Raw genomic sequence first — 26,985 nt, 5'->3', positions numbered from 1 at the left:
AGGCGCAGGGGCGCTCACTCGATTGCTGGGAATTTATGCTTTGCGGCCGGCGCGGTGGCGGAGGTGCTGGACCGCGCTGAGGACCAGGGCGGCTGCCAGGACCGTGTAGAGGGTGATAGTGATGGGGCTGTCCACCAGGATTCCCAGGTTGCCCTCGGAAACCGCCAGGGCGCGGCGCAGCTCAGTCTCGGCCATGGGGCCGAGGATCACCGCGATCAGGACGGGTGCCAGTGGGATGTTGTAGCGGCGCATCAGGAATCCGACGAGCCCGATGGCGATCAGCAGCCACAGGTCAAGCACTGCCGAGCTCACTGCATAGACGCCGAGCATGGAGAAGACCGTGATGCCGGCGTAGAGGTAGTGCTTGGGGATGCTCAGTAGCTTGGCCCACACGGAGGCGAACGGGATGTTGATCATCACCAGGATCACCAGACCGACGAACAGTGATGCCAGCAAGGTCCAGACCAGATCGCCGCTGCGTTCAAACAGCAGGGGGCCGGGCTGCATGCCGTACTGCTGGAAGGCGGCAAGCATGATGGCGGCCGTGGCTGATACAGGCAGTCCGAGTGCGAGAAGTGCACCCATGGCCGTTCCGGCGGTGGCGTTGGCGGCAGCTTCCGGTGCAGCGAGGCCGCGGATGGAGCCGGTGGTGCCGAACTCGGGATCGTTCCTGCGTTTGGCGAGTTGCTTTTCGGTGCCGTAGGCCAGGAAGGTGGGGACTTCTGCGCCGCCTGCGGGGATCAGTCCGAACGGGACGCCGAAAGCGGTGCCACGCAGCCATGCGGGCAGGGCCTTCCGGAAATCTGCCATTCCCAGCCGGGCGCGGCCTTTGCTTTGTATCTGTGTGACGGCGGGGTCGCGGTGGATGCGGGAGGCTATGTGGAAGACCTCGCCCAGGGCCAGGAGCCCCACGGTGATGACGATGATGGAGATTCCATCGAAGAGCTGGGGCATGCCGAGGGTGAACCGGGCAGTACCGCTGGGGCCGTCAATTCCGACGAGGGCCAGGGCAAGACCGATGCCAAGGGCAGCGATTCCACGGATCACGGATTCGGCGACGACGGCAGAGATGGCCAGGAAGGCGAATACTGCCAGGGCGAAGTATTCGGCCGGGCCGAAGACCGTGGCCATCTTGACCAGGGTTGGTGCGAAGAACACCACGAGTGTGGTGGCGATCAGTCCGCCGATGAACGCCCCGATCGCGCAGGTTGCCAAGGCTTTGGCGGCTTGGCCGCTTTTGGCCATGCGGTGTCCCTCGAAGGTGGATGCGATGGCGGAGGAGTGGCCAGGGGTGTTGAGGAGGATCCCGGATGTGGAGTCGCCGAAGAGACCGCCAAAGTAGATGCCGGCGAACATGATGAAGGCGGCCGTTGGTTCCAGCGAAAAGGTGACGGGCAGCAGCAGCGCCACTGCCATGGCGGAGCCCAGTCCCGGGACGACGCCGACGGCGGTGCCCAGGAGGGCGCCGATCAGCACCCAGAGGAGGTTCATGGGTGTCAGGGCGTGGGCGAAGCCGCCCATGAGAAGTTCGAGTTGTTCCATTAGAGGATCCCTCCTATGAAGCCGGAGGGCAGGCTGAGCCCCAGCGCGGCGCCGAAGGCCAGTTGGATGGTTGATGAAAAGAGCAGGCCCACGCCGACGTCGAAGATGCTGCGGCGGCTGCCCAGGGCGCGGGCTACGAGCCAGAACAGCGCTGCCGCGCTGATGATCCAGCCCAGGAATTCCAGCAGTGCGACGAAGCCGACGACGCCGGCTAACAGCATGCCGACGGTACGCCAATCGGAGTAGGTCTTCCACATTTTGGTGGCGGCTGAGGCTGGCGTATCGCCATACGCTGTTTCCTCTTTCCCCAGGTGGCCGAGATCGCGCAGCATGTCAGCGGAGAACTGGCCGTGCCCGGGGTGGACGGTGTTGTCCGGGACGTTCGGGGTGCGGATGATATGAATGGCCAGCAGTGTGGCCGAAACGTACAAGACGATGCTCACCAGAATGGGGAAGAACTGTGGACCCGGGGCGGACTTGCCCTGCACGTTCATGGTGACCGTGCCGATGGTCAGGAGGATGGCCACCGCGTAGAGCAGAGCTACGACGGCGAATTCACTGCGGCCTGTACCGAAGCTGCGCTTTTGCTGGCCGCCCGGCTCCATGGAGGATCCTGCTTCGGATTGATGCTGGGTGATGCTCATAGGCCGAGGTCCTTTACGATTTCTTGGGCCGTTGCAACTTCGTTGGTAATGAACTGCTCGAATTCTTCGCCTGTTGAGAAGGTATCCGTCCAGCTGTTGCGCTTCAGCGCTTCCTGCCAGTGCTCGGTTTTTTGCATCTCGGTGACAATCTTGATGAATTCCGCTTTCGCTTCCTCCGTGGTTCCCGGTGCGGCCACGTATCCGCGCCAGTTGGACATGGCCGCGTCCACACCCTGTTCCTTGAAGGTGGGCACGTTCACGCCTTCCAGCCGTTCTTCCGAGGAGATAGCCAGGGCACGCAGGGTGCCGGCTTCGATTTGGTCGCTCACTTCGTTGTAACCGGACATGCCTGCAGCGGTGGTGTGGGACAGAAGCGAGGTCAGCGCTTCCCCGCCTCCGGAGTACGCGATGTAGTTGACGTCCCTGGGGTCGATGCCCACAGTCTTTGCCACTTGGGCGCTGAGGAGATGGTCAATTGAACCAAGGGAGCCGCCGCCGATTGAGGTACCGCCCGGATTCTTCTTCCACGCTGCCAGGAAATCGTTCAGCGTCTGGAACTCGGAGTCGGCAGGTACCACCAGGGCGGCGTAGTCGTCAGCCATTCGGGCAATAGGGACCACATCGGCCATGGACTCCGGATTGTCGCCGAGCTCGATGGCCCCCACCATCACACCGCCAGTGACCAGCAGGGCGTCTTCACGTCCCGGGGTCTGCACGAACTGGCTCAGGCCGATGGTGCCGCCGGCCCCGGGTACGTTGACGACCTGCGGATTGTTGACCACGCCGCCGCTCTTGAGGGCTTGCTGCCCTTCACGGGCAAACCCGTCCCAGCCGCCACCGGGTGCTGCCGGGGCGATGAGTGTGAGCTTGTTCCTCGCGGTGCTGGTTCCGCCTGCCGTGCCGGCATTGATGAACGCAAGCACGGCCACCACGGCGACCACCAGGCCGAACACTGCTTTGAGTAGGGGATTTTTCATAGTTCTCGTTCCGTAACGACATTGTTTGGGCGGTGCGAAAAGTACTCTTGCCGGACCATGGCCCAGCCGTGCGAGCCATGATCCATCAGTCCAGTATGCGTTGGCATACCGTTGTACACAATGAAATACAGTTATACATGTGATGGCAGTCACTGGCAAGTCCCGCGCATATCAAAACCGCCCTATTGCAGCATTGCATACGACTGTATACAGTTGGATTCATTGACCCAGTGAAAGGACTTACGGATGTCTATTGGTAATGAAGCCAGGACCTTGAGCGCTGATGTGGTTGTGGTGGGTGGCGGAAACGCAGGATTCACCGCAGCGCATGCAGCTGCAGTGCGCGGGCGGAAAGTCGTTCTGCTCGAAAAGGGCAACGAGGACATGGCAGGAGGCAACAGCTTCTACACCGCCGGCGCTACCCGGATTGCCCATGGCGGCCTCGCTGACGTGCGGGACTGGGTGGAACCGGATGAGCGGCACAGCCGGACCGAAGTGCCCCCGTACTCGGCGGAAGAGTACGCCGCTGACCTCGCCAAGGTCACCGAGGGACGTAATGATCCGGACCTGACAAAGGTGTTGGTCGAGGAATCCCAGCCAACACTGCGCTGGCTCAACAGCCTGGGTTTGAAGTACCGCCTTATGTATGAGCGCCAGGCTTACGAGCGCCCGGATGGCTCCTTCTTGTTCTGGGGCGGCCTGCACGTGGGCAACGTTGGTGGTGGTGAGGGTCTCATTGCAGACCACACCCGGGTAGCTGGCGAGCTGGGCATCGATGTCCGCTATGGTCACGCTGCGAAAAGTCTCATCGTCGAGAACGGGCGCGTCACCGGCGTGGTAGTTGACACTGCTGACGGTGAGCTGAGCCTGACGGCTGAATCGGTGATCCTCACCGCAGGCGGATTCGAGTCCGATCCCCAGTGGCGGCGCGAACACCTCGGCGAAGGCTGGGAAAACGCCAAGGTCCGCGGCACCCCGTACAACACAGGAGACATGATCGCAGCGGCCCTGGAGATCGGCGCAGCCAAGGGCGGCGACTGGAGCACGTGCCACAGTGTTCAGTGGGATGCCTTTACCGCCACGAATGAGAGCAACCGGGAACTTACCAACCGGCTGACCCGCCAGAGCTACCCCCTGGGCATCATCGTCAACACCGAAGGCAAGCGCTTCCTGGACGAGGGCGCAGACTTCCGGAATTACACCTACGCCAAGTACGGCAAGGAAATCCTGAAGCAGCCCGGCTCGGTGGCTTACCAGATCTTCGACGCCTCCCTCCGCCCGATGCTGCGCACCGAAGAGTACGACATGCCCGGTATCTCCGTGAAGGTGGCCGACACCCTCGAAGAGTTGGCTGCCAAGATCGGCATCGACCCGGAACAGCTCTCGAAGACTGTCAGTGACTTCAATAACTCAATCGACCGCACCATCACGTTCGACCCCAACATCAAAGACGGCCGCGCCGCTGCCACGCACCCGGTGAAGAGCAACTGGGCAGCGCCGATCGAGGCCGGGCCGTTCTACGCTTACGGTGTCACCTGCGGAATCACGTTCACATTCGGCGGCATCAAGTCCGATACCCATGGCCGGGTTCTGGACGGAGAAGGAAAGCATGTGGAAGGCCTTTACGTAGCGGGCGAAATGCTGGGGGGCCTGTTCAGTGCCAACTACCCGGGAGGCAGCGGGCTTGCTGCCGGCTGCGTCTTCGGACGACGGGCTGGAACCCTGGCGTAAAGTTTGCTTCGAACCCGCCGCGCCAGCGGCGTACGGATATTGCTCAGCACCATTTTCAAGGACAAGCCAAGTGACGGATACAGCATCAGCCTCACGCGTGGATGGCGAAACCATCTTTCTGACCCTGCGTGGCGAAATCCTGTCCGGAGTTCATCAGCCCGGCACAGCTATCCGCGAAACGTCACTTGCTGAGCGCTTCGGCGTCTCCCGGACACCGGTCCGGGAGGCGCTGTCCCGCCTCCAACACGAGCGCCTCCTCGAGCGGGTTGCCAGGGGCCTGCAGGTTCCACAGGTAGACCCCCAACAGGTCATCCAGATCTATGACATGCGAATCCTCCTTGAAGAAGAAGCTGCCCGCCAAGCAGCCACATCACGGCAATTTACGGACCTCATGCGGCTCGAAGCTCTGCTGCAGCGTGACAGGCAACTCCAAGACCCGGATGACCAAACCAGAATCACCACCAATCTTGAGTTCCACGCGGCCGTATGGAACTGTGCCCACAACGCAGTGCTCCGGGACCTGTTGGACCGCTTGTCAACACACCTCATCCACGCCCCAAGGTCCACCCTCTCAACGGAAAACCGCTGGGCCGAATCCCTGAACGAGCACGAGGCACTGATCCACGCGATCGAACAGCAGGACAGAGATACTGCCGGGAAAATTGCCCGGCAACACATGGAAACGGCGCGCGCACTGCGCCTGCAGCTTCTCCGGGAAACAGCCCTTCAGCATCCGCTGACCAGCCACCGCTCCTAGCGGCAGCGCGGCCAACAGCTTCATCGACCACCGGATCCAGTTCCGGTATGCGGGGACCTGATTCTGCATGCCTTCGCAACAGCAACCCGAACGTCGGGCGCAGAACAAGGCCACCGCGAAGGAGGCAGGGCGGCGAAATGCTCCCTGCCTCCTCCAATTGGTACCCGGTTACTAGGGAAATTGGCATGACCACCTACCCGTATCCGGCCAAGTCCGAGCGGGCAGGCATCAGCAAGCGGAACCTGTCCGCAAACCCCACCACTGTTGACAACCAATTACAACGTTATAAATTTGGGTTTGAAACCAATCACATGACCGCCGGGCAGGGCGTTCGTCACGGAAGGATTGTTGTGCCCACCAGGCCGGAACACAGCACCAGGACCAGCCCGCCCACACGCACCGGTCCGGGCTCCTTTCCCCTGCACCGGGTCCGCCTCCTCGACAGCGACTTCAAAGCGGCCCAGGAGACCTCTGTCAGATACGTCCTGTCGCTCGACGCGGACCGGCTCTGCGCCCCGTATCTCCTGGCGGCAGGCCTGGAAAGCCCGGCCCACCCTTACGGCAGCTGGGAGTCGGAGGGCATGGGCGGCCACATCGGTGGCCACTACCTCTCCGCCTGCGCCAAGCTGTTCGCCGCCACCGGCAACCCGGAGCTGCTGGCCAATGCCAGATACGTGGTCGGGGTCCTGGTCCGGTGCCAGGACGCGGCAACGGACTGTTATGTGGGTGGCGTTCCGGGCGGCCGGGACCTGGGGAACCAGCTGTCCCGTGGTGAGGTCGATGCGGACCTGTTCACCCTCAACGGCAGATGGGTTCCGCTGTACAACCTGCACAAGACCCTGGCCGGGCTGCTGGATGCCCATCAGTTTGCCGGTCTCACGGACGCACTGAAGGCGGCCACCGCCCTGGCGGACTGGTGGCTGGGCGTTTCCGCCCGGCTGGACCAGCCTGCCTTCGAACGGCTCCTGCGGACCGAGTTCGGCGGAATGAACGACGCATTCGCTTTGCTGTGGGGCTTCACGGGTGATGACCGGTACCTGGCGGAGGCGCACCGGTTCGCGCACCGCAGCATCCTGGATCCCCTGGCGGCGTACCAGGACCGACTGGACGGGCTGCACGCCAATACCCAGATCCCCAAGGTGGTGGGGTACGCGCGGCTGGCCGCCGGCACCGGCGATCCGGCGTATCCCCGGGCCGTGGACACCTTCTGGGATTCAGTGGTGTCCAAGCGTTCGGTCTCCGTGGGCGGGAACAGTGTCCGCGAGCATTTCCACCCGGCAGCCGACTTCTCATCGATGGTCCAGGACCCGCAGGGACCGGAGACGTGCAACACCTACAACATGCTGAAGCTGGCGCAGCTGCGGTTCGAGGCCTCCGGCGACCCGGCCGCCATCGACTTCTATGAACGCGCCACGTACAACCACATCCTGTCCTCGCAGCATCCTGCCAGCGGCGGCCTGGTGTACTTCACACCCATGCGCCCCGGGCACTACCGCGTATATTCGAAAGCGCAGGAGTCGATGTGGTGCTGTGTGGGGTCCGGGTTGGAGAACCATGCCCGCTACGGCGAGCTGATCTACAGCCACACAGACACCGACCTCCTGGTCAACCTCTACATCCCATCCACGCTGGATTGGACAGAGCGCGGACTTACGGTCCGGCTCGAAACCGACTTTCCGGGTTCCGGCCTGGTCACGCTGACCATCACCGCTGCTGCTCCGGTGGACGCCACCGTCCGGCTGCGCAGGCCGGGCTGGGCCACGGCAATGACGGTCGACGGCGGCGGGCAGGGAAGTACCCAGGCCACCCCTCCGGCCGAGGCCGGGGACGTCCGCCTTGTCCGCCGCTGGGCCGGCACCTCTACGGTCAGGATCCGGCTGACCGCGGGATTCCAGGCGGAGGCGCTGCCGGACGGGTCCCCCTGGGTTTCCTTCCGGTACGGCCCGATGGTCCTGGCAGCCCGGGGCGGCACTGATGGCGTCCCCGGATTCGAGGCCGCTGACCAGCGCATGGGACATGTCGCCGCGGGAACGTTGAAGCCACTGGCCGGAACGCCCGTGGTACCGGATCCGGAGGCCCTCTCCCGGCGCCGCACCCCATCCTTCGCGGCCGAGCTGGACGTCATCGATCCGGCAGGACAGCCTGCCACGGTCATCCTGGAGCCCTTCCACCGGATCCACGACTGCCGCTATACCGTGTACTGGCCTACGGGTGAACCGGCAGAGCTGCGGACCAGCCTGCAGGCCCTGGATCGGGCCGCCGCCGGGGCAGCCCGGGTGGTGGATGCCGTTGCAGCCGGAGAGCAGCAGCCCGAGGCGGACCACAAATTCGCGGGGAAAGACACCGTGGCCGGGGGCGCCGGAGGGCTCCATTGGCGGGACGCCGGCGGCTGGTTCTCCTATGTCCTCACCGATCCGGCGAACCGGGCCACAATCCTGCGGGTCCGCTTCCTGCCCGGCGACGCGCACCACCACATCCTGCGGCTGAACGGGGCGCTCCTGACCGGTCCGGCCCAAGGGCCCGACGACGGCGGCCCGCCGGCCAGCGACTTCGACATCACCGGCGTGGCACGCAACGGGGACGGGCTCGTCTTCACCGTTACGGCCGTCCCGGGCTTCCGCACGGGACGCCTTGTGTCCGTCCAGTTGGTCAACGGCCTGGAGTAGGGTTCGGTCATGGACATCATTCTGGTTCCCGGATTCTGGTTGGACGCTTCCTCGTGGGACGAGGTGACACCGGCCCTGGAGGCCGCCGGCCACCGTCCACACCCCCTCACTCTGCCCGGCCTGGAATCACCCACCGCCAATCGGGAGGGCATTGAACTGCACCACCACGTGGATGCAGTCGTCGAAACAATCGACGCCTTGTCCGGGCCGGTGGTGCTGGTGGGCCACTCCGGCGGTGGTGCTGTCATCCACGGGGCAGTCGATGCCCGGCCGGACCTGGTGGCGCGGGCCATCTATGTGGACAGCGGGCCCCTCGGCGAGGGCGGCGTGATCAATGACGAACTGCCATCCGAAGGTCCGGACGTTCCCCTTCCGCCCTGGGACGCTTTCGAGGACGCGGATTTGGTGGATCTCGATGACCGGATCCGCGCCAGCTTCCGGGAGCGCGCCATCCCCCAGCCAAAAGGGGTGGCATTTGGCCGGCAGCGCCTGCACGATGACCGGCGCTACGAGGTTCCCGTGACCGTCATTGCCTGCGAGTTCCCGTCGGCGGTGCTCCGCGAATGGATGGCGGCGGGGCATCCGTTCGTTGCGGAGCTGGCCCTTGTGCGCGAGGTGGAATATGTCGACCTGCCCACCGGGCACTGGCCGCAGTTCACCCGGCCGAGGGAACTGGCGCAGGCAATTCTGGCGTCTGTGGACGGCAGCGCCGGCTAGATTGATCCGCGGCTGACGGATGCAGGTTCCCGAAGTGCTTCTGGCTAAACCCTTGCGTGGGCACGTCGACGTCCCCATAATAAATGAATGTCATTCATTTATTGACGGCCACCACAGAAAGACCTGCGCCAAGCCATGAAAACTGCAACCCTCCCATCCGCCCCTTCGGCCGCGGCTCAGCCAGCCACCCTCATGCCCGCAGAGTGGGCCCGCCACCAACGGACCTGGATGGCATTCCCACCCCCCAACGACACTTTTGGACCCGCCGGAAGTGCCACGCTGGACCGAGCCAGGGCCGCCTGGACCGCGGTCGCCCACACCATCGCCCGCTATGAGCCGGTCACGGTGGTGGCACACCCGCGGGACGCCACGGCCGCGAGGGAATGGCTGGGCGCGGACATCAACGTCGTTGAAATCCAGCTGGATGACGCCTGGCTCCGCGACAGCGGTCCCAGTTTCGTGCACCAAGGTGACGGCTCCCTGGCCGCGGTGGACTGGACTTTCAACGGCTGGGGCGCCCAGCACTGGGCAGCATGGGACAACGACCAGGATGTGGCCCGGTCAGTGGCCGGCTTCGCGGACACGTCCGTGCGCAGCAGCACCCTGGTCAACGAGGGCGGCGGATTCCACGTGGACGGCGCCGGGACCGTCCTGCTGACCGAGACCGTCCAACTGGACCCGCACCGGAACCCTGGCGCCACCCGGGAATCCGTGGAGGCGGAAATCCACGCGGCCCTGGGCACCACAATGGCGATCTGGCTCCCCCGCGGCCTCACCCGGGACTACGGCGAATTTGGCACCCGCGGCCACGTGGACATCGTGGCTGCCTTCGCCGGCCCCGGTACCATACTGCTGCACCAGCAGCAGGATCCCTCCCACCCTGATTACGCCGTGTACCAGGAAGTCCGCGCCGCCCTTGCGGGGAAGCTGGACGCCCAGGGCAGGCCGCTGCGCATCATTGACGTCCCCGCCCCCACTGTCCTCACGGATGACGAGGGTTTTGTGGACTGGTCGTACATCAACCACTACGTCGCGAACGGAGTAGTGGTCCTGTGCGGGTTCGACGATGCCAACGATTCCATCGCGGCCGGCATCCTGGCCCGCGCCTACCCGGGACGGGCAGTGGAACTGGTGGACGCGCGCGACATCTTCGCTTTCGGCGGCGGCATCCACTGCATCACCCAGCAGCAGCCGGCACCCCAGGAGCCATCGGCATGACGCCGGCCAGCATCGGGAAGGACGGCGAAGAAGCTGCGTTCTCCGTTGTGGAAGCGGGAATCAGGGAGCTCCGGCAGGCCCTGGAGACCGGCGCCACTACCAGCCAAGCCCTGGTCCGGCAGTACCTTGAGCGAATTCAGACATATGACTCCTCAGGCATACGCCTCAATGCCATGGTGGTGCTGAACCCCGAAGCAGTTGCGGAAGCCAGGGCGTCGGATGCCCGCCGGGCAGCCGGGGAAACGTTGGGCCCACTGGACGGCATTCCCTACACCGCCAAGGACAGCTACAAGGTTCGGGGCCTGACCGTGGCCGCCGGATCCCCGGCATTCAAGGACCTCGTGGCGCAACAGGATGCCTTCACCATCGAGCGGCTCCGGGCGGCGGGCGCCGTCCTGATTGGCCTGACCAACATGCCGCCCATGGCCAACGGCGGTATGCAGCGCGGCGCCTACGGCCGGGCCGAGTCCCCCTACAACGCCGACTACCTCCCGGCCGCTTTCGCCTCCGGCTCGTCAAACGGTTCCGGCACAGCAACGGCCGCCAGCTTTGCGGCGTTCGGGCTGGCCGAGGAAACCTGGTCATCCGGCCGCGCGCCGGCGTCGAACAGTGGCCTGTGCGCCTACACCCCCTCCCGGGGAGTGATCTCCGTGCGCGGCAACTGGCCCCTGGTCCCCACCATGGACGTGGTGGTCCCCCACACCCGGACCATGGCCGACCTCCTCGAGGTCCTTGACGTTGTGGTGGCCGACGACGCGAACACCCGCGGCGATTTCTGGCGCGTCCAGCCATGGATCCCCATCCCCGCGGCATCTGCCGTCCGGCCGCCGTCGTACCCTGACCTGGCCGTTGCCGACCCTGCCGCGGCGGCAGGGATCCTGGCCGGCAAACGGCTGGGTATCCCGCGGATGTACATCAACGCGGATCCCGACGCCGGCACTGCACCTGCGCTGGGCATCGGCGGCCCCACCGGCCAACGCATCCACACCCGGCAGTCGATCATCGACCTGTGGAGCGCTGCCCATAAAAGCCTGGAAGCCGCGGGGGCCGAGGTTGTGGACGTCGACTTCCCGGTGGTCTCCAACTACGAGGGCGACCGGCCCGGCGCCCCCACGCTCGGCACCCGGGGCCTGGTCTCCGCCGCCTACCTCCGCCGCGAAATCGTGGACCTTTCCGCCTGGGCCTGGCACGACTTCCTGGCGGCCAACGCCGATCCGCGCCTCAACACGCTGGCGCAGGTGGACGGAGCCATGATCTTCCCCGCCCCGGACGGCTCCCTCCCGGACCGCTACGACGGGTTCGACGACGATATCAGCGACTACCCTGCCTGGATCCGCGCCCACGGGGTTCCCACCCTCGACGGGATGCCGGAACTCGCGGACGGGCTGGCCGGACTGGAGGAAACCCGGCGCGTTGACCTGGAGGAGTGGATGGACGGCCTGGGCCTGGACGCCGTGGTATTTCCCGCCGTCGCGGATGTGGGCCCGGCCGATGCCGACACAAACCAGGACTCAGCCGACCAGGCCTGGCGCAACGGCGTGTGGGTGGCCAACGGGAACCTGGTACCACGGCACCTTGGCATTCCAACAGTCACCGTGCCCATGGGCCTCGCTGCAGACGTCGCCATGCCGGTGGGCCTCACGTTCGCCGGCCGCGCCTACACCGACAACGCCCTGCTGAACCTGGCGGCCGCGTTCGAGGCCACCGGCAGCCGGAGGGTACCGCCGCCCCGCACCAGCTAGAGCTTCCGCCTGGCGGGTTTTGCACCATCAAACCAACCGGCGCGGTGGCCACACCCCGGAAGTGCGGGTCCGGCAGCCGGGCCGAGCCGATTGATGGTGCAGAACCCGACAGCACCCTGGCGGACGGGTTGTCCTAGCCGCGGAAGCAGCTGAAGAACTGCACCCCGTGCGGCGGCAGGTCCACCGCGAGTGCGGGCATCCCGTCCACGGCGGCAGCGACTGCCTCCTGCCCGCTCCAGGCCTCCCGGAGCCGCCATGTGCCGGCATCCGGGAGGACTGAAAGCCCCAGGTCAGCCAGCAGCATGATGTGTGACGCGGCGCCGGTCCCGGTGTTGAACAGCGCCACAAAGCCGCCGTCCGCCGTCGTGCTGTCCGCCGCCCAGACCACCAGGTCCCCGTCCCGCAGCAGTTCACGGTTGTTGTGGCTGTCCTTGAGGGCGGCCAGGAGGTCCGTGTTGGTCAGCAGTTCCAGGGTCTCCGGCGGCGAGGACGGCAGGTCGCAGCCCAGCATCAGCGGGGAGCGGGCAATGCACCAGAGCGAGAGCATGGTGCGCTGTTCGTCGCGCGTCAGGCGGCTGAGCCGTTCCTGGCCACGCTCGGCGCGAAGCGCGATGTTACCTACTGGCAGCATGTCCGCATCCGCCCAATGTCCGGGCTGCTGGTGCGGCGCCCACCGCGCCAGCCGGGCGAACTGGGCTTCGACGTCGTCCCAGATGTCCCACAAATCGTCGGAAACCCGCCACATCTGGGCGTTGGCCCGCAGGTGCTCCAGCCGCGCCAACGACAGCGCCTTGCCCGGTGAAAGGCTCAGCACCATATCCCGGCCGCTGCGCCCGATGGCCAGCTGGTACGCGGCGATTTCCTCCGCAAAGTACGGGCCGAGCATGTCGTCGGCCTTAACAAAGTCCACACCCCAGGCGGCAAAAAGGCGCAGTTGGGAGTCGTAGTAGGCCTGGGCGCCCGGCTTGCCGTGGTCCAGGCCGAAGTTGTCGGTGTTCCATTCGCAAGAGGATCCCGTGTCGGCCACCTGGTCCGCCGTGACCTGCGTTCCCTCAACGGGGAGCCGGTCCCGGACGGCCTGCCGCGGGATGCCGCGCATAATGTGCAGGCCAAACTTGAGGCCCATGCCATGGATCCGGTCCGCCAGCGGCTTGAACCCCAGCCCGCCGGCGGACGAAGGAAACCTGTTCACGGCCGGAAGCTGCCGGCCGTAGGCGTCGAGTTCCAGGACGGCACCGTCGTTGTAGCCGCCCGCCCGGGCCGCCGGTTCGTACCACTGGATATCCACCACCACGGTGTCCCAGCCGTGCGGCAAAAGATGTTCGGCCATAAAGGCCGCGTTTGCCAGGACCTCATCCTCGGTGACGGACGTGCCGAAGCAGTCCCAGCTGTTCCAGCCCATCGGTGGCGTCTGCGCAAGTGTCATCCGACAAATCTATAACGTTGTAAATCAAGGCACCACCCCACATCATCAACAGCTTCCTGACGGGCGGTTGCAACCCTGGACGAGCCTTGACAGCAAATTTGTTAGCGCTGACAGTGGAGGAAACGAATTCAACCCCGGACGGGAAGCCACGCAATATGAAGAATTGGGCAGGGAACCTCGAATACGGCTCGGCGGACGTGCTCCGGCCGGAATCGGTGGCGGAACTGGCGGCCATGGTGGGACGGGCCGGCAAAATCAAGGCCCTGGGTTCCCGGCACTCCTTCAACCGCGTGGGTGACACCGACGGCGTGCATGTGCTCCTGGACGCCCTGCCCCAGCACATTGAGCTCGACTCGGCGCGCGGCACGGTCCACGTCAGCGGCGGAGTCAGCTACGGCGCCCTGTGCCGGACTCTCGCGGAGTCAGGCGCGGCCATCCACAACCTTGCGTCCCTGCCCCACATTTCCGTGGCGGGTGCAGTGCAGACAGGCACGCACGGCTCCGGGGTGGACAACCAGTCACTGGCAGGCGCCGTGGAGTCCATCGACCTGGTGCGGCCCTCCGGCGAGCAGGTCACGCTTGCCAGGGCGGACGGCGACCAATTCATGGCCAGCGTTGTGGGCCTGGGCGCCTTGGGGATCGTGACGGGCCTGGAACTGTCCGTCCGGCCGGCGTACCAGATGCGCCAGCGCGTCCTGGAGGACCTGCCGTGGGACCGGGCCCTGGCGGAGTTCCCCGCCATCGTCTCGAGCGCTTACAGCGTCAGCCTGTTCACCGACTACGCAGGTGGGACCATCAACCAGGTATGGCTCAAGGCCCTCGCCGCCGAGCCGCCGTTGCCGGATCTCTTCGGCGCCACTGCCGCCACCCGCTCCCGGCACCCCCTCCCCGACATGTCCGCGGAGAACTGCACGGAACAGCTGGACGTACCGGGGCCCTGGCTCGACCGGCTCCCGCATTTCCGCCACGAATTTACGCCCAGCAACGGCGAGGAACTGCAGAGCGAATTCATCCTTCCGCTGGAGCTTGCACCCGCTGCCCTGCAGGCCGTCCGCGGCCTGGCCGGCCGGCTGGCACCGCTGCTGTTCGTCTCCGAGATCCGCACGGGTGCGGCCGATGACTTCTGGCTCAGCCCGTTTTACCGCCAGCGGAGCGTTGCCCTGCACTTCACGTGGAAACCGCTGCAGCAGGAGGTGGAGGCGTTGCTGCCGGACCTGGAAGACGCGCTGCGCCCGTTCGGCGCCAGGCCGCACTGGGGCAAGCTCTTCACGCCGTCAAGCCATGACTGGGAGGACCTGTATCCGAAGTTTGCCGAGTTCCGGTCGCTGGCTGCAGCACATGATCCCGACGGAAAATTCCGCAACACCCTGTTGGACAGCGTCCTTGGCGTGCCGGCAGCCAGCGGACGCTAGGAAGCGGCAACCCGGCGCCCCCGCCTAAACTGAAGGCATGAACCGACATGCCGCCGCCCTGCTCGCCACCCCGCTGCTGCTCCTGGTGGCCGGTTGCGGCGCCGTCGAGGAGGCCGCGGGAAACGCTGCCAGTGATGCCGCTTCCCAGGTGGCCTCGGCGGCCGCGGAGGAGGTCAACCGGCAGATCTGCGCCGTGGTCCAGGACGGGCTGGTCACTGCCCAGGACCGGGAAGTGCTGGGCGGCCTGGTTTCCGCTGCTCGGTCTGCCGGAGTGGCAGAGGACATCACGACGCCGCTGGGCCGGATCGCGGAGGCCGGAGACCGGGTGCCGGCCGAGTCCGTCCAGGCGCTGCAGGACGCCTGCGCCTAGCCCGGAAGGGCCGCAACTGCGCTCGGGCAACTGGAATCCCGCTCAGGCCCCCGGCCTGCCCGGCCCCCACTCGCCGGTGCCACGGCCGGGCCGGTGCGGGTTGCGGTGTTCAGCGCCGGCCCGGTGATCCTTCCGGTTCCCCGGAACGGTAAACGGGACCACTTCACGGTCCCTGCCGGCTGGCAGGGCGCGGACAAATTTAGCCAGCTCGGCGTGCAGGACCTTCCAGCCGATGTCCGGATCGTTGGGATACGCGTTTATTTCCGCTTCCCGTGCAGATTCCAGGGCGGCCCGGCCAGCCCCGGTCAGCTCCACAATCATCTGCCGCCGGTCCGCGGCGTGGCGGTTCCGGACAATGTGCCCGGTGGATTCCAGCCTGCTGAGGACCCGGCCCAGGGTCTGGCTCTGGACGCGGATGGCATCCGCGAGCTGCTCCTGGTTGAGCGGCCCGGCCGCCAGTCCTTCAAGCGCGATGACAGCGGCGCGGGTCAGCCCCAACGGAGCCAGCGCGTCATCCTGGCGTCGCTGCACCATCCGGGCGGCCAGGCTGATCAGGCGGTAACTGCTCCGGGCATCCGGGTCGAGGTTGCTGGTCATCGGCACGCCTTCCTGTAGGTGGCGAAGCGCGGGGGGTCACCCGTCACGCATGGCTACCCCTACACAATAAGCATGCTTAGCATCAATGATGCAAGTGAACGGCCCTCATTGCCCCGGGCCGGCGCCACAAACCTCGCCGCGGCGGACCGCATCACGGCGGCGGAATGAGCGGAACCTACCGCTTGCCCTTTTTCCGCGAGCCCTTGCCGCGGCCCTTATCCGGGTTTGGCGCGTACCGCTGGGCCACCTTGGGGGCCTTTTTGGCACCTGTGCCGCGCCGGTCCGGTTTGGGCTCCTTCTTTTCCTTGACGGGCTGGGCGGAGGGCTGGCGGGAGCTTTGCGCCGTCCGCCCGCGGACGATGCCGATGAACTCCTCGATGACCGGATCCGTGCCGTCGATGGGCCAGACCAGGGCAATTCCCGATTCAGGGGCGCCGGTGAGCCGCCGGGCCACGGTGTCCTTGACGTTAAAGTGCCGGGCCACGGACATGGGCAGGATCACCAGGCCGGCGCCGGAAGCCACCACCTGCAGGGCCGCTTCGGCACCGCCCAATGCCGCAACGTCCAGGAAGGTTTCCGCGTCCAGGTCCGCCAGCGCCACTTCGTCGAACACCGAAATTTCGTGCCCCTTCGGCGCCACCACCACCGGCAGCTCCTCGTACAGGGAAATGACGTTGAACCCTTCGCGGTCCACCGGCAGCCGGACAAAGGCCAGGTCCGCGGACCCGTCCCGGACCGCCTGGCCGCCGGGACCGCCGTCGGTCATAAACGCCTGCAACGGTACGCCGGGCATCCGTTCTTCCCAGCGGCGGATCCATTTGCCCGGCGTGACTCCCGGCACGTACGCGATCCGGAGTTCCCGCGGCGCTTCCGCTGACGCGTCCTGTTCCGCGGAATCGGCGGGGACTGCGTCTGTCTGGGGGGTGTTCTCGGTGGGCACGTCTTCACAGTACCGCCCGCCCGGATACCCTTGAAGCATGACCTCTGCAAACTCCCAGTCCATGAAGCCGGCCACCGTTGCCAAGAAACTTGGCATCTACCTGCCTGCAACACCCCAGGAGTTCCAGGATTCAACCATCTCCCGCGCGGATTTCGCCGAGCTCCAGGCCAACCCGCCGGAGTGGCTGGCCGAGCTCCGCCGCACCGGCCCGCACCCGCGCCCCGTGGTGGCCCAGAAACTGAACGTCTCCATCAGCGGCCTGGCCCGCGGCGGCGTTGAAGAAGCGCTCACGACGGCGGAAATCACCGCGCTGCTGCAGGCTCCGCCGGCCTGGCTGGTCACCGAGCGCGCCACGCACGCTGCCGTCCGCGCCGACGCCCAGCGGGTCAAGGACGACGCCGCCAAGAAGGACGCGAAGAAGGCCCGCGCCCAGGCGGAGTAGCGCCTCCGGGCCGCTCAGTCCTGGTGCAACTGCACGTAGTTGCCGCACCCGTCGTCGAACACGGCGCTGATGCCTGAGGGATCCTCGGTGGGTTCGCCGCGGAAGCTCACCCCGGCCGCCAGCAGCCGCTGGTACTCGGCCTGGACGTCGGGGACGCCGAAGACAATTGCCGGCAGGCCGGCGTTGTGCAGGGCGTTCATGTAATTGGCGCCGATCGGGTTGTCGCTGGGTTCCAGCAGCAGCCCGGCGGCGCCTGCGCCGGCACCGGGATCCTTGACGATGAACAGGTTGTATTCGGGCATGGCCATCAGGGTTTCGAAACCCAGGGTGTCCGTGTAAAAGGTGTGGGCCGTCGCCGGGTCCTGCACATGGATGCTGCACATTTTCAGTCTCATGACCCCACGGTACGCGGCATTGACCCCGGCGCCGGAACCCAATTTAATGGGAAGACAAGCCTGGGAAACCTTGGCCCGGGCGGTAACCGCTGGAGGTTCAGGATGTCGGCCGTGATGGAAGCCTTCTCCGAGGGACTCCTCCTGCTCCTCTGCGGGGCGGTTTTGGTGGTCAGTGTTGCGGGCACTGTCTATTTGGTCCGGCGGCGGTCCCTCGCCCCTGCAGGCACCGGTCCGGAGCGCTCCGACCAGCTGTTCTGGGACCTCTTCCTGGGCGCCGCCGTTGCCGTTCCGGCACTGCTCATTCCCACCCTGGCCTGGCCGTGGGCCGGCCTGATCCTCGGTGCCGCCGGTGTTGGGGCCGCCGTCGCCGCCTACCGCCTCAGCCCCCGCTTGCTGGCCTGGCGGGCCGGCCGGCGGGACTCGAGGCTGCAGGTGTCCGCCAACCAGGCCGCCAGGGTCCAGCACGATGAACTGATGGCCCGCTGGCGCAGGTATGAGCTGGACCCCGCCTGCAGCATCGACTACCCGGCCCTCACCGATGTCCGGTTGCCGGAAACGTCGGCACTGATCAAGGCCATGCGGACGGCCGAACAATTGCGCGCACAGCCGCACCGCGACTACCCGGCCGCAGTAACCGGATTGGCGTTGTCGCTGGCTGCAGCGGAGCGCGCTGCCGGACTTCCTACGAACCAGGCCGGCGCAGCCTGACGTTAAGTGCTGTGTCGGTGCCACTGGATCAGGCTGCGTCAGGGCGGATAGCATCCAAAGGATGAAGCCAGAGGAAATGCCAGTCCATGACCGCTTCGGCCGCCTGCTGGAGGACCGCGGCGTGTGGCGCCAGGCCACCACCCTGGCCGGGGCTGGCGAGCTCACGGCCCGGTGGCTTGAAGGCGGCAGCAAATACCAGCCGGGCCACTTCGCGGCAGGCTTCGATCCTGAAACCATCGCACTCGCCCCGGAACTCGCCCGCCTGAACCGCAGCGGCCTTTTCACGAAGGAATCCCAGCCGGGAATCAGCGGCGCCGCCCTGGCCCAGCGGCAGTACGTTACCGGGTTCTGCAGCCCCGCCGCGGCTGGAGACCTGCTGGCGCTGTCCACCCGCAGCGAATTCATTACCGTGGCGCACGCCCCGGGCGATTCAAGCAACGCCGCCATTCCCGTCACGCTGGCAGGCGATGATGTGGCCACCGTCCTCGGTTCCAGCGAAAACCCCGTCACCGAGGACCAGATCCGGGATTGGGCGGAGGAAACCAACGATGCTTTGGCCCTACTGCTGGCCGACTCCTGGTACGTCGAAATCCTGGACCCCGTCTGGGGCCGGAACGATGTCCTCCTTCCTGCAGTCCTCGCCGCTCTTTCCCCGAACGGCTGAACCGGCGGTTAAACGACAAAAGGTGGAGCAGCCTGCGCTGCTCCACCTTTTGCGGGGACTCAGAGATCCACGGTGCCGCTCTCGCCAACGCTCATCCGGCTGTTGGTGACTTTGGCCTTGACCCACTGCAGGACAGTGGCCGCCGTGCCTCCCGGGCTGGTCCAGTACTCGGCCGAATCGGAATCGACCCGCAGCAGGCACACCTCAGGAGTATCCGGGCCGTCCGGGAACCACGCCTCCACCGCCTGGTTCCACATTTCGCGGATTTTGGCGCGGTCCGTGACAACCTCGGCGGTCCCTGCCACAGACACCCATTCGGTGTTTTTTCCGAACGAGACGTTGACGCGGGAGTCGGCCCGGACGTGCGTTACCTGTGAGGTGTTCAGGCCCGTGAAAAACCACATGTCGCCGTCGTCCAGCACTTCCTGGACGGCCAGCGGGCGGCTGACGAGGGCACCCTCCCCGTTGATGGTGGTCAACATCCCGATGTGGGACCCGTTGATGATGTCGGTTACTTTGCTGATGCTCTGTGCGTCAGTCATGCCTCACCTCTTCGTCTGCTGTCGGGGTCGCTCCCCTTCGGCCAGCCTATTGGTAAGCATGCTTATTTACCAGCCGGCCGCAACCTGCACCTTCGCTTTTTCTGCGATCAGCTGTGCCGTCCGGCGCCCCATCCTGATGGCCCCGTCAACGTGCTGGTACCCCTCGGCGGCCAGGTCTGACGAGGACCAGTGGATGGGCCCCACGGGAGCCAGCTGGTCCTTGCCATAGCGGTGCAGGCCACCCAGGTCATAGCTGGCAGCGTAGGCACCGCGCGTCCACTCCTCAGAGCCCCAGTCGGATTCGTAATACACCTCCGGCGCCAGGGCAGCGTCACCCAAAAAGGCGGCGATGGATTCCAGGACGGCCTTTTTGCGGTCCGCCGGGCTGAGCTCGAAGACGGCGTCGGCTTTCTCGTCGGAGATGAAGCCCACCAGGGTGCCGCGGGTGTCGCCGTGGTTGGTGTTGTCGTAGACCTCCTGCACCAGGGCGCCGGCGCCGAAGCCGGTGCCCGACAGGCCGGCCGCACGCCAGAACGGGGTTTTGTAGACGGCGTGCACCTTGATGACCAGGCCCAGCGACTGGTGCTGGTGCATCTGGTGCTGGCGGCGGGGCAGCGGCGGGTTAAAGGACACCCGGGAGTAGAGGTTCGGCGGAACCGCCATGACTACAAACCTCGCATTCACTGTTGCGCGCTCCGAGACAACCACCGCACTGTCAGCAGTCCAGTTAATGCTCCGGACCGGGCTGTCCAGCACCACGTCACCCTCCAGGCCTGCGGCCATCAGCTGCGAAACCTGCTGCATGCCGCCCACCACACGCTTGTCCAGGATGAAATCCTCATCCGTGAGGTGCGTGAAGGAGCCGGCGGAGGCGGCCATCAGGACCGCCTGCAGGGCGGAAAAGGCGTGCGCCGGCTTGGTCAGCATGCCGCCGGCGATGAAGAGGCCAATGTTGTTGCAGGCTTCCTCGTCAGCGGAATTCTGCCGCAGCCAATGGTGGAATGAGATGGTGTCCAGTTCGCGTGCCTTGGGATGCGCCCAGGGCTCGGTGGCACCGATCTCCTCCGCCAGGCCGTCAAGCAGTTCAATCAGCCGGTCCATTTCGGCGGCGGTGCCCGGCGCCACGGGAAAGGAGTCGCCCGTATAGGTCACGGGAGCGCCGTCCGCGCCGATATAGACGGATTTTCCCTCCCGGTAGCGGGAGTAGGTCTCCAGGCCGAGCTCCGCGAGCAGGTCCAGGAGCACCGTCTGGTCCGGCGAGACCCACTGGCCGCCGATTTCCAGCATGGCCCCGTCGATGGTGTCGGTCCAGGTGCGGCCACCCACCCTGTCACGGGCCTCGATGACGGCGACGGTGAAACCGGCCTTCTTCAGTTCACGGGCTGCGGTCAGGCCGGACGGGCCGGCTCCCACCACTGCAACGTCGCGGTTCAGGTTCAGCATGATGTCCTCTCTGCGGCCCGCAAAGTGACGGGGAGCACTAAATGAATGACGTTCATTTAGCATCAACTATAGCGGCTGCCGGGCGGGACCGGAAGTGCGCGGATGGAATAATGCTGGAGACCATGACAGAAGGGGCAGCAATGCCGGCAGTATCAGCCACACAGGGACGATCCGCGGGGAAGGACCCGGCAGCCAGAAGGCGCGCCGGGAGGCCGTCGGCAGCCGTACTGGACAAGGCGGGCATCACCGTCGCAGCCCTGGCGCTGATCAGCAGGAAGGGCTACGACGGATTGACCATGGCCGCGCTGGCCCGGTCGCTGGACGTGGCGCCGTCTGCCCTCTACAACCATGTGTCCTCCAAGGATGATGTGCTGCTCCTTGTTGAGGACCACCTGGTGGAGATGGTGGACGTGTCGGGTTTCGGCGCCGGTCCGTGGGATGCCGCCGTGCGCCGGTGGGCCTGGTCCTACCGCGAGGTGTTTGCCCAGCACACACCCCTGATCCCCATTATCGCGGTGCTGCCCGTCGCCAATGCGCCCAAAACACTCGCCATGTATGAGGCGGTAACGGCCGGCTTCGGGGCTGCGGGGTTCCCCGCGGAGAAAACCATCTCCGCCATTGTCGCCCTGGAGGCGTTTGTCTTCGGCGCCGCGTACGATGTCACGGCCCCGGCGGACATTTTCGACGCCGGCACCCTCGCCGCGCAGACTCCCAACTTTACGTCCGCCGTCGACCGGCTGGCAGCCGAGCAGCACCCGCGGCCGGCCGACGTGGCCTTCAGCTTGGGCCTGGAAGCCCTGATCACAGGCTTCGACGCCCTCCGGAACAGGTAAGTCTTGTAGTACAAGTTTTAAACTTGTATCCTAAGTGTAGGCAAAGATGCCCCGCCACCTAGGAGAACCCATGAGTCCCGTCGATCTCATCCGCCACGTCAAGCTGTCCACCGCCACGCTGCCGCTCAGCGTCCCCATCAGCGACGCAAAGGTCTTCACCGGGCGGCAGAAGCCCATGACCGAGGTGGTGTTCCTGTTTGCCGAGATCACCACGGAACAGGGCCACGCCGGACTGGGTTTCAGTTACTCCAAACGGGCAGGCGGCCCGGCGCAGTACGCGCACGCCAAGGAAGTGGCGGAAGGCATCATCGGGGAAGACCCCAACGACATCGGCCGGATCTACACCAAGCTCCTCTGGGCCGGCGCCTCCGTTGGCCGCTCCGGGGTGGCCACCCAGGCCCTCGCGGCCATCGACATCGCCCTGTATGACCTGAAAGCAAAGCGGGCCGGGCTGCCGCTGGCCAAGCTCCTGGGTGCCTACCGCGATTCCGTCCAGACCTACAACACTTCGGGCGGATTCCTGAACGCAAGCCTGGACGAGGTCAAGGCCCGTGCCACCCAACTCCTGGCGGAAGGCATCGGCGGCATCAAGATCAAGGTTGGCCTGCCGGACTCCTCGGAAGACCTGCGCCGAGTGGCGGGCGTCCGGGAGCACATCGGCTGGGACGTGCCGCTGATGGTGGATGCCAACCAGCAGTGGGACCGTGCCACGGCACTGCGGATGGGCCGGCAGCTGGAGCAGTACAACCTCATCTGGATCGAGGAGCCCCTGGACGCCTACGACTTCGAGGGACACGCGCACCTGGCCCACGTCCTGGACACACCCATCGCCACCGGCGAAATGCTGGCCTCCGTGGCCGAACACAAGGGCCTCATCAACGCCAACAGCTGCGACATCATCCAGCCGGACGCCCCACGGGTGGGCGGCATCACCCAATTCCTCCGCCTCGCGGCCCTGGCCGACGAACGCGGCCTTGGCCTGGCACCCCACTTCGCCATGGAAATCCACCTGCACCTGGCGGCGGCCTACCCGCGGGAACCGTGGGTGGAGCACTTCGACTGGCTCGACCCGCTCTTCGAGGAACGCCTGGAAACCAAGAACGGCCGCATGATCGTCCCGGACCGGCCGGGACTGGGCGTCACCCTGAGCGGCCAGGCACGCGCCTGGACCACCGACTCCGTGGAGTTCGGCGCGTAACCTTGATCCCATGAGCCGAAACCTCACCGCGGACCTCACCGCCGACCTCCGCACCCGGATTGTGGACGGCATCATCCAGCCGGGCGGGAAACTGCCCAGCGAGAACACGCTGATCAGCGATTTCGGCGTCAGCCGTACGGTGGTTCGCGCGGCCCTGACCCGGCTGCAGGCCGAGGGACTGGTGGAAACTGAACGGGGCAGGGGCAGCTTTGCCCTCACCCCGCCCTCAGAGGCGTCCCCGGCAGCGCCGGGGACGCGGCCCGTGGCCAGTACGGAGGACCGCCTCCACCTGCTGGACTTCCGGCTCGGCGTGGAATCGGAGGCAGCGGCCCTGGCCGCCCGCAACCGCACCGACCGCCAGTTGCGTGCCGTCACGGCCGCCCTGGAAGAATTTACGGCCAGCACGGGCCACCCCGCGCACGCCATGAAGGCGGACTTCGAATTCCACCGGGCAGTGGCCGCCGCATCCGGCAACCCGTACTACTCCGACTGCCTGGCCGCCTTGGGGCAGACGATGATCGCCATGCCCCGCACCCGGCTTATGACCGGCGTCGAACATTATGCCCGGGACCACTTCGACCAGGTGGTGCACGAACACCGGTCCATTGCCGATGCCATCGCTGACGGCGACGGATCCGCGGCCGCAGCTGCCATGCGCAGCCACCTTGCCAACTCACGACGCCGGTTCCAGGCGTCCGCGCGTCCGTAGCGTGGCGTGCGGAGCAGGCAGCCGCCAACAGTTAAAACAGGATGGGCCCCGATCCTAAGACCGGGGCCCATCCATTTGCGTGCGCGAGGGGGGATTTGAACCCCCACGCCCTTTCGGACACTGGCACCTGAAGCCAGCGCGTCTGCCGTTCCGCCACTCGCGCGCAACTTTTTTCCCATTTCCGCTCCCGGTTTCCCGGTTATGCGGACCTGCGAAAGCAGCGAGATCAAGCATAACGGACATATGCCGGAAAATACCAATTGAGCCTGGCGGCCCCTCCACCAGCCGCGCCAAAACACCCGGAACACGGGCCGAAATAGCCTTTCCACAGCCCCCCAGGAGCCCCACGGCAGCGTCCGGTGGCTGAACTTTTACGCCCGCCCGGCCGTTGCGGATTAAGGTCATTCCCAGCCCTGCCCAGTAGTATCGGTTCTGGACGTGACTGCCGCGCGCAGTCACAACGCCTGGTGACGGACCGTCACGCGGCGTTCCTGCCAAGGACTATTGCCCCGCAGCCGGGGGGAAAGGAGAAGGACCTATGGGTCTGCTGGATAAAGTGGAACGCGGCATCGAAAAAGCCGTCCGGGGCGTCTTCTCCACCGGCTCCAAAGCACAGGTTGAGCCCGTGGAGATCGCCAGCAGGCTCCGCCGCGAACTCGACAACAAGGCGCTGACGGTTTCGGCCGGCCGGACGCTGGCTCCCAACGTTTTCGACGTTGAGTTGAGCAACGAGGACTTTGCCCGGGCCCAGGAATGGGGTACCCCGCTGGCCGAAGAACTCTGTGACGTGGTGATCAACCACGTCCGCAGCCAGGGTTACACCCTGCAGGGCCCGGTCCGGATCTCCTTCCGCCGGGACGCGGAACTCCGCGCCGGGGACTTCGAAATTGCTTCGGCCACGGAAAAGCAGAACGGGGCCGCGGCCGCCGCACCGGCACGCCCCAACGTGCCGGCCGCCCCCAGCCGCCAGCCCGTGCGCCTGCAGCCCGTGCTGGACATTGACGGGCAAAGGTACTCATTGAACGCGCCGTCCATAGTGCTGGGCAGGTCCTCCGAGGCAGACATCCTGGTGGAGGACACCGGCGTTTCACGCCGGCACCTGGAGATCCGCACCACCAACGGCGTGACCAGCGCCGTGGACATGGGTTCCACCAACGGCAGCTACGTCAACGGGCAGCGCGTGGCCGGCAGCACCGAACTCACAGACGGCTCCACCATCACGATGGGACGGACAAAGATCATCTTCCGCCTGCTTCCCGCCGGACCCGGTGGTTCCGCATGAATGACATGAGCGATCTCACCATCACAGTGCTGCGGTTCGGCTTCCTGCTGCTGCTGTGGGTCCTGATCTTCAGCATTGTCTCGGCCATGCGCCGGGACCTTATGGTGGGACGGAAAGCCGCTTCCGGCGCCCCCACCGCCCGCGAGGTCCGCCGCAACCCCGAACTTGCCGAGGCTCCCCCGCAGCCAGTCAAGCTGCAGGCCCACCAGTTGGTGGTGGTCGAAGGGCCATTGAAGGGCACTACCATTCCGCTGGCTGCGAGCCCCATCCTGCTGGGCCGCGCCCAGGAAGCCACCCTGGTGCTTGAGGACGATTACGCTTCCGGCCGCCACGCGCGCCTGTTCCCGCAGGGCAGCCGCTGGTTCATCGAGGACCTGGGTTCCACCAACGGAACCTACCTGGCAGACCAGCAACTCACCCGGGCGCTGCCCGTTGAACCAGGCGTTCCCGTGAGAATCGGCAAGACGGTCATCGAATTGAGGCCGTAGCCGTGGCTGCTCCCGAAAACCCCGCCACCGGGCACCTGCCCGCGCAGCGGCCCCTCATCATGCGCTTCGCGGCGCAGTCCGACGTGGGCCGGATCCGCTCCAAGAATGACGATTCCGCTTACGCCGGCCGGCATCTGGCCGTGGTGGCGGACGGCATGGGCGGGCACGCGGGCGGCGACGTCGCCTCCGCCGCCACTGTCCTGGACATGATCCACCTGGACCGCGCAGACTACAACGATGACGCCGGCACCATCCTGGCCGATGAAATCCAGACCGCCAATTCACTGCTTTCCGAACTGGTGCACATCAATCCCAAACTCGCGGGAATGGGCACCACCGTCACGGCCCTCCTGCTGGCCGGCGGCCGGCTGCACTTCGCCCATATCGGGGACTCCCGCGCGTACCGCCTGCGGGCCGGGACATTCGAGCAGGTCAGCGTTGACCACACCTTCGTCCAGCGGCTCATTGACGAAGGCAGGCTGCGGCCCGAAGAAGCCGAAACCCACCCGCATAAAAACGTCCTGATGCGTGTGCTGGGCGATGTGGATGCCAGTCCCGAACTTGACCTGGACACCCTGGATGTCCTGCCGGGCGACCGCTGGCTGCTGTGCTCCGATGGCCTGAACTATGTTGCCGGGCATGCCGTGGAGAGGACTGTCCGCGAGACGAAGGACCTCCACGAGTGCGCCGGGATCCTGGTGGACCTCACCCTGGAGGCAGGTTCCCCGGACAACGTCACAGTGGTGGTGGTGGACATCGTGGAGGAAACGCCCGACGACGTCCACACGGCCGCCGTGGAAGTGATCCAGCAGCAGCCGGCCGGGTCCGCCCCTGCCGCCAAGGAACCGGCGTCCAGTCCGGCCGCGGCCGGTCCAGAGGCCGAACCGGCAACACCCGACGCTGCCGGCACTGCTGCCGGGCACCCGCCGGATTCCGGTGCCACCGACCCCCACCTGGGCGAACACCTGTCGGCGGAGGTGCTGCGCGAGGAGCTCTCGTCCCGCCCCCACGAATTGGTGGGCTCTGCGGCGCTGGCCGCCGAATCAGGGTCAATCCCCACCATCGCGGGCCGTACTGTCGCCCGCCGGGCGGCAACCCTGCTGACCCACAAGGCAGAGGGGCAAGGCAGCGACGCCGATGACGTCCCGGTCCCGCTGAAGACCCGCCGGTGGATCACCTGGTCCATCGCTGCAGCCGTACTGGTGTTCCTCACCGCCGGCCTGTGGCTGGGCTACGCCTGGACCCAGACCCGCTACTACGTGGGCGAATTCGACTCGCGCGTGGCTATCTACAATGGCGTTTCGCAGCGCCTTGGCCCCATCCAGCTGTCCACGCTGGAGGCCGTCACTGACATCCGGATGGACTCCCTGCCGCAGTTCTCCCAGCAGCGCGTCCGCCAGACAGTGCCCGCCAACGACCTCTACGACGCGCAGCGGATCGTAAAAAACCTTGAACTGACCGGCTCCCCCTCACCCGAGGAGGACTGCGTGACGGCTTCGGCCGCCCCCACCCAGACCGCGTCGCCCACCCCCTGTCTCTTAT

26 protein-coding genes and 1 tRNA gene are annotated in these 26,985 nt (G+C 66.1%); 17 read left to right on the top strand and 10 right to left on the bottom strand.

The window, feature by feature from the left end:
• Positions 1–33: 33 nt before the first annotated feature.
• The 3 genes from ACU18_RS05995 to ACU18_RS05985 are packed head-to-tail and all read right to left on the bottom strand — an operon-like array spanning position 34 to position 3,163.
• Positions 34–1,542, bottom strand: coding sequence for a tripartite tricarboxylate transporter permease (locus ACU18_RS05995; protein ID WP_050684623.1), 1,509 nt, complete (start codon positions 1,540–1,542; stop codon positions 34–36).
• A complete protein-coding gene (locus ACU18_RS05990) occupies positions 1,542–2,186 on the bottom strand; it encodes a tripartite tricarboxylate transporter TctB family protein (RefSeq protein WP_050684622.1) in 645 nt (214 codons plus the stop codon). The genes ACU18_RS05995 and ACU18_RS05990 overlap by 1 nt, the downstream gene beginning before the upstream one ends.
• Positions 2,183–3,163: a Bug family tripartite tricarboxylate transporter substrate binding protein gene (locus ACU18_RS05985; protein WP_050684621.1), complete on the bottom strand. Its 981-nt coding sequence runs from the start codon at positions 3,161–3,163 to the stop codon at positions 2,183–2,185. Before ACU18_RS05985 ends, ACU18_RS05990 begins: the two co-directional genes overlap by 4 nt.
• 246 nt (positions 3,164–3,409) lie before the next feature.
• On the opposite strand from ACU18_RS05985, the gene tcuA reads away from it, so the two are divergent.
• The 6 genes from tcuA (at position 3,410) to ACU18_RS05955 (ending at position 11,994) form a co-directional block, all read left to right on the top strand.
• A complete protein-coding gene (tcuA, locus tag ACU18_RS05980) occupies positions 3,410–4,894 on the top strand; it encodes an FAD-dependent tricarballylate dehydrogenase TcuA (protein ID WP_050684620.1) in 1,485 nt (494 codons plus the stop codon).
• 70 nt (positions 4,895–4,964) lie between these two features.
• On the top strand, positions 4,965–5,651 hold the full coding sequence (locus ACU18_RS05975) for a GntR family transcriptional regulator (protein ID WP_050684619.1): 687 nt from the start codon (positions 4,965–4,967) through the stop codon (positions 5,649–5,651).
• 350 nt (positions 5,652–6,001) lie between these two features.
• Positions 6,002–8,317: a beta-L-arabinofuranosidase domain-containing protein gene (locus ACU18_RS05970; RefSeq protein WP_197273526.1), complete on the top strand. Its 2,316-nt coding sequence runs from the start codon at positions 6,002–6,004 to the stop codon at positions 8,315–8,317.
• A 9-nt stretch (positions 8,318–8,326) separates the two neighbouring features.
• Positions 8,327–9,034 (top strand): alpha/beta fold hydrolase, encoded by a 708-nt coding sequence (locus tag ACU18_RS05965; protein ID WP_050684617.1) that lies wholly within the window; start codon positions 8,327–8,329, stop codon positions 9,032–9,034.
• Positions 9,035–9,169: 135 nt separating this feature from the next.
• A complete protein-coding gene (locus ACU18_RS05960; RefSeq protein WP_050684616.1) occupies positions 9,170–10,252 on the top strand; it encodes an agmatine deiminase family protein in 1,083 nt (360 codons plus the stop codon).
• Entirely contained in the window at positions 10,249–11,994 is a 1,746-nt protein-coding gene (locus ACU18_RS05955; RefSeq protein WP_050684615.1) for an amidase, read from the top strand. Before ACU18_RS05960 ends, ACU18_RS05955 begins: the two co-directional genes overlap by 4 nt.
• A gap of 133 nt (positions 11,995–12,127) precedes the next feature.
• Here the strand turns inward: ACU18_RS05955 and ACU18_RS05950 are convergent, their stop codons facing one another.
• Entirely contained in the window at positions 12,128–13,420 is a 1,293-nt protein-coding gene (locus ACU18_RS05950; protein WP_050684614.1) for a glycoside hydrolase family 27 protein, read from the bottom strand.
• A 155-nt stretch (positions 13,421–13,575) separates the two neighbouring features.
• Between ACU18_RS05950 and ACU18_RS05945 the strand changes: the two genes are divergently transcribed.
• Complete coding sequence (locus tag ACU18_RS05945) at positions 13,576–14,832, top strand: D-arabinono-1,4-lactone oxidase (RefSeq protein WP_050684613.1); 1,257 nt, start codon at positions 13,576–13,578, stop codon at positions 14,830–14,832.
• Positions 14,833–14,869: 37 nt separating this feature from the next.
• Positions 14,870–15,202: a hypothetical protein gene (locus ACU18_RS05940; RefSeq protein ID WP_050684612.1), complete on the top strand. Its 333-nt coding sequence runs from the start codon at positions 14,870–14,872 to the stop codon at positions 15,200–15,202.
• Positions 15,203–15,244: 42 nt separating this feature from the next.
• On the opposite strand, the gene ACU18_RS05935 is transcribed toward ACU18_RS05940, so the two are convergent.
• Together ACU18_RS05935 and ACU18_RS05930 are read right to left on the bottom strand one after the other, a co-directional pair.
• Positions 15,245–15,799 carry a MarR family winged helix-turn-helix transcriptional regulator gene (locus ACU18_RS05935; RefSeq protein ID WP_050684611.1) on the bottom strand — a complete coding sequence of 185 codons (555 nt, stop codon included), beginning with the start codon at positions 15,797–15,799 and terminating at the stop codon, positions 15,245–15,247.
• A gap of 175 nt (positions 15,800–15,974) precedes the next feature.
• Positions 15,975–16,778 carry a LysR substrate-binding domain-containing protein gene (locus ACU18_RS05930; protein WP_082178205.1) on the bottom strand — a complete coding sequence of 268 codons (804 nt, stop codon included), beginning with the start codon at positions 16,776–16,778 and terminating at the stop codon, positions 15,975–15,977.
• Between ACU18_RS05930 and ACU18_RS05925 the strand changes: the two genes are divergently transcribed.
• Positions 16,777–17,181 (top strand): DUF5997 family protein, encoded by a 405-nt coding sequence (locus ACU18_RS05925; RefSeq protein ID WP_050684609.1) that lies wholly within the window; start codon positions 16,777–16,779, stop codon positions 17,179–17,181. The genes ACU18_RS05930 and ACU18_RS05925 overlap by 2 nt on opposite strands.
• 14 nt (positions 17,182–17,195) lie before the next feature.
• Here the strand turns inward: ACU18_RS05925 and ACU18_RS05920 are convergent, their stop codons facing one another.
• Entirely contained in the window at positions 17,196–17,576 is a 381-nt protein-coding gene (locus ACU18_RS05920) for a VOC family protein (protein ID WP_050684608.1), read from the bottom strand.
• 102 nt (positions 17,577–17,678) lie between these two features.
• Between ACU18_RS05920 and ACU18_RS05915 the strand changes: the two genes are divergently transcribed.
• Both ACU18_RS05915 and ACU18_RS05910 read left to right on the top strand, forming a co-directional pair.
• Positions 17,679–18,284, top strand: coding sequence for a hypothetical protein (locus ACU18_RS05915; protein ID WP_050684607.1), 606 nt, complete (start codon positions 17,679–17,681; stop codon positions 18,282–18,284).
• Positions 18,285–18,345: 61 nt separating this feature from the next.
• Entirely contained in the window at positions 18,346–18,948 is a 603-nt protein-coding gene (locus tag ACU18_RS05910) for a DUF6919 domain-containing protein (protein ID WP_050684606.1), read from the top strand.
• 59 nt (positions 18,949–19,007) lie between these two features.
• Here the strand turns inward: ACU18_RS05910 and ACU18_RS05905 are convergent, their stop codons facing one another.
• Positions 19,008–19,490, bottom strand: coding sequence for a pyridoxamine 5'-phosphate oxidase family protein (locus ACU18_RS05905; RefSeq protein ID WP_050684605.1), 483 nt, complete (start codon positions 19,488–19,490; stop codon positions 19,008–19,010).
• A 66-nt stretch (positions 19,491–19,556) separates the two neighbouring features.
• Positions 19,557–20,933, bottom strand: a complete 1,377-nt coding sequence (locus ACU18_RS05900; RefSeq protein ID WP_050684604.1) for a flavin monoamine oxidase family protein — start codon at positions 20,931–20,933, stop codon at positions 19,557–19,559.
• A 140-nt stretch (positions 20,934–21,073) separates the two neighbouring features.
• Here ACU18_RS05900 and ACU18_RS05895 point away from each other — a divergent pair, with 140 nt between their 5' ends.
• The 3 genes from ACU18_RS05895 (at position 21,074) to ACU18_RS05885 (ending at position 23,673) form a co-directional block, all read left to right on the top strand.
• Positions 21,074–21,766 (top strand): TetR/AcrR family transcriptional regulator, encoded by a 693-nt coding sequence (locus ACU18_RS05895; protein WP_157370978.1) that lies wholly within the window; start codon positions 21,074–21,076, stop codon positions 21,764–21,766.
• A gap of 70 nt (positions 21,767–21,836) precedes the next feature.
• Positions 21,837–22,964, top strand: coding sequence for an L-talarate/galactarate dehydratase (locus ACU18_RS05890; RefSeq protein WP_050684602.1), 1,128 nt, complete (start codon positions 21,837–21,839; stop codon positions 22,962–22,964).
• Between the two features lie 10 nt (positions 22,965–22,974).
• Positions 22,975–23,673 (top strand): FadR/GntR family transcriptional regulator, encoded by a 699-nt coding sequence (locus tag ACU18_RS05885; RefSeq protein ID WP_050684601.1) that lies wholly within the window; start codon positions 22,975–22,977, stop codon positions 23,671–23,673.
• Between the two features lie 80 nt (positions 23,674–23,753).
• On the opposite strand, the gene ACU18_RS05880 is transcribed toward ACU18_RS05885, so the two are convergent.
• Positions 23,754–23,836 (bottom strand) — tRNA-Leu (locus ACU18_RS05880).
• A gap of 375 nt (positions 23,837–24,211) precedes the next feature.
• Here ACU18_RS05880 and ACU18_RS05875 point away from each other — a divergent pair.
• From ACU18_RS05875 to ACU18_RS05865, 3 genes are all read left to right on the top strand, one after another.
• Positions 24,212–24,955: an FhaA domain-containing protein gene (locus tag ACU18_RS05875; RefSeq protein ID WP_050684600.1), complete on the top strand. Its 744-nt coding sequence runs from the start codon at positions 24,212–24,214 to the stop codon at positions 24,953–24,955.
• A gap of 5 nt (positions 24,956–24,960) precedes the next feature.
• Entirely contained in the window at positions 24,961–25,443 is a 483-nt protein-coding gene (locus tag ACU18_RS05870) for an FHA domain-containing protein FhaB/FipA (protein WP_050684627.1), read from the top strand.
• A gap of 2 nt (positions 25,444–25,445) precedes the next feature.
• Positions 25,446–26,985: PP2C family protein-serine/threonine phosphatase (locus tag ACU18_RS05865; RefSeq protein WP_050684599.1), on the top strand; the 1,540-nt coding region annotated here is incomplete at its 3' end.

The organism is Arthrobacter sp. ZBG10 (genome assembly GCF_001238605.1).
In the GTDB taxonomy this organism is placed as follows: Bacteria; Actinomycetota; Actinomycetes; order Actinomycetales; family Micrococcaceae; genus Arthrobacter.
This window is presented reverse-complemented; position numbering and strand designations above follow the sequence as displayed.

Coding starts and splice junctions, on each gene's coding strand:
- ACU18_RS05995 (WP_050684623.1), bottom strand. CDS start 1,542: ATGGAACAACTCGAACTTCTCATGGGCGGCTTCGCCCACGCCCTGACA.
- ACU18_RS05990 (WP_050684622.1), bottom strand. CDS start 2,186: ATGAGCATCACCCAGCATCAATCCGAAGCAGGATCCTCCATGGAGCCG.
- ACU18_RS05985 (WP_050684621.1), bottom strand. CDS start 3,163: ATGAAAAATCCCCTACTCAAAGCAGTGTTCGGCCTGGTGGTCGCCGTG.
- tcuA (WP_050684620.1), top strand. CDS start 3,410: ATGTCTATTGGTAATGAAGCCAGGACCTTGAGCGCTGATGTGGTTGTG.
- ACU18_RS05965 (WP_050684617.1), top strand. CDS start 8,327: ATGGACATCATTCTGGTTCCCGGATTCTGGTTGGACGCTTCCTCGTGG.
- ACU18_RS05960 (WP_050684616.1), top strand. CDS start 9,170: ATGAAAACTGCAACCCTCCCATCCGCCCCTTCGGCCGCGGCTCAGCCA.
- ACU18_RS05955 (WP_050684615.1), top strand. CDS start 10,249: ATGACGCCGGCCAGCATCGGGAAGGACGGCGAAGAAGCTGCGTTCTCC.
- ACU18_RS05950 (WP_050684614.1), bottom strand. CDS start 13,420: ATGACACTTGCGCAGACGCCACCGATGGGCTGGAACAGCTGGGACTGC.
- ACU18_RS05945 (WP_050684613.1), top strand. CDS start 13,576: ATGAAGAATTGGGCAGGGAACCTCGAATACGGCTCGGCGGACGTGCTC.
- ACU18_RS05940 (WP_050684612.1), top strand. CDS start 14,870: ATGAACCGACATGCCGCCGCCCTGCTCGCCACCCCGCTGCTGCTCCTG.
- ACU18_RS05935 (WP_050684611.1), bottom strand. CDS start 15,799: ATGACCAGCAACCTCGACCCGGATGCCCGGAGCAGTTACCGCCTGATC.
- ACU18_RS05925 (WP_050684609.1), top strand. CDS start 16,777: ATGACCTCTGCAAACTCCCAGTCCATGAAGCCGGCCACCGTTGCCAAG.
- ACU18_RS05930 (WP_082178205.1), bottom strand. CDS start 16,778: ATGCTTCAAGGGTATCCGGGCGGGCGGTACTGTGAAGACGTGCCCACC.
- ACU18_RS05920 (WP_050684608.1), bottom strand. CDS start 17,576: ATGAGACTGAAAATGTGCAGCATCCATGTGCAGGACCCGGCGACGGCC.
- ACU18_RS05915 (WP_050684607.1), top strand. CDS start 17,679: ATGTCGGCCGTGATGGAAGCCTTCTCCGAGGGACTCCTCCTGCTCCTC.
- ACU18_RS05910 (WP_050684606.1), top strand. CDS start 18,346: ATGAAGCCAGAGGAAATGCCAGTCCATGACCGCTTCGGCCGCCTGCTG.
- ACU18_RS05905 (WP_050684605.1), bottom strand. CDS start 19,490: ATGACTGACGCACAGAGCATCAGCAAAGTAACCGACATCATCAACGGG.
- ACU18_RS05900 (WP_050684604.1), bottom strand. CDS start 20,933: ATGCTGAACCTGAACCGCGACGTTGCAGTGGTGGGAGCCGGCCCGTCC.
- ACU18_RS05895 (WP_157370978.1), top strand. CDS start 21,074: ATGCCGGCAGTATCAGCCACACAGGGACGATCCGCGGGGAAGGACCCG.
- ACU18_RS05890 (WP_050684602.1), top strand. CDS start 21,837: ATGAGTCCCGTCGATCTCATCCGCCACGTCAAGCTGTCCACCGCCACG.
- ACU18_RS05885 (WP_050684601.1), top strand. CDS start 22,975: ATGAGCCGAAACCTCACCGCGGACCTCACCGCCGACCTCCGCACCCGG.
- ACU18_RS05875 (WP_050684600.1), top strand. CDS start 24,212: ATGGGTCTGCTGGATAAAGTGGAACGCGGCATCGAAAAAGCCGTCCGG.
- ACU18_RS05870 (WP_050684627.1), top strand. CDS start 24,961: ATGAGCGATCTCACCATCACAGTGCTGCGGTTCGGCTTCCTGCTGCTG.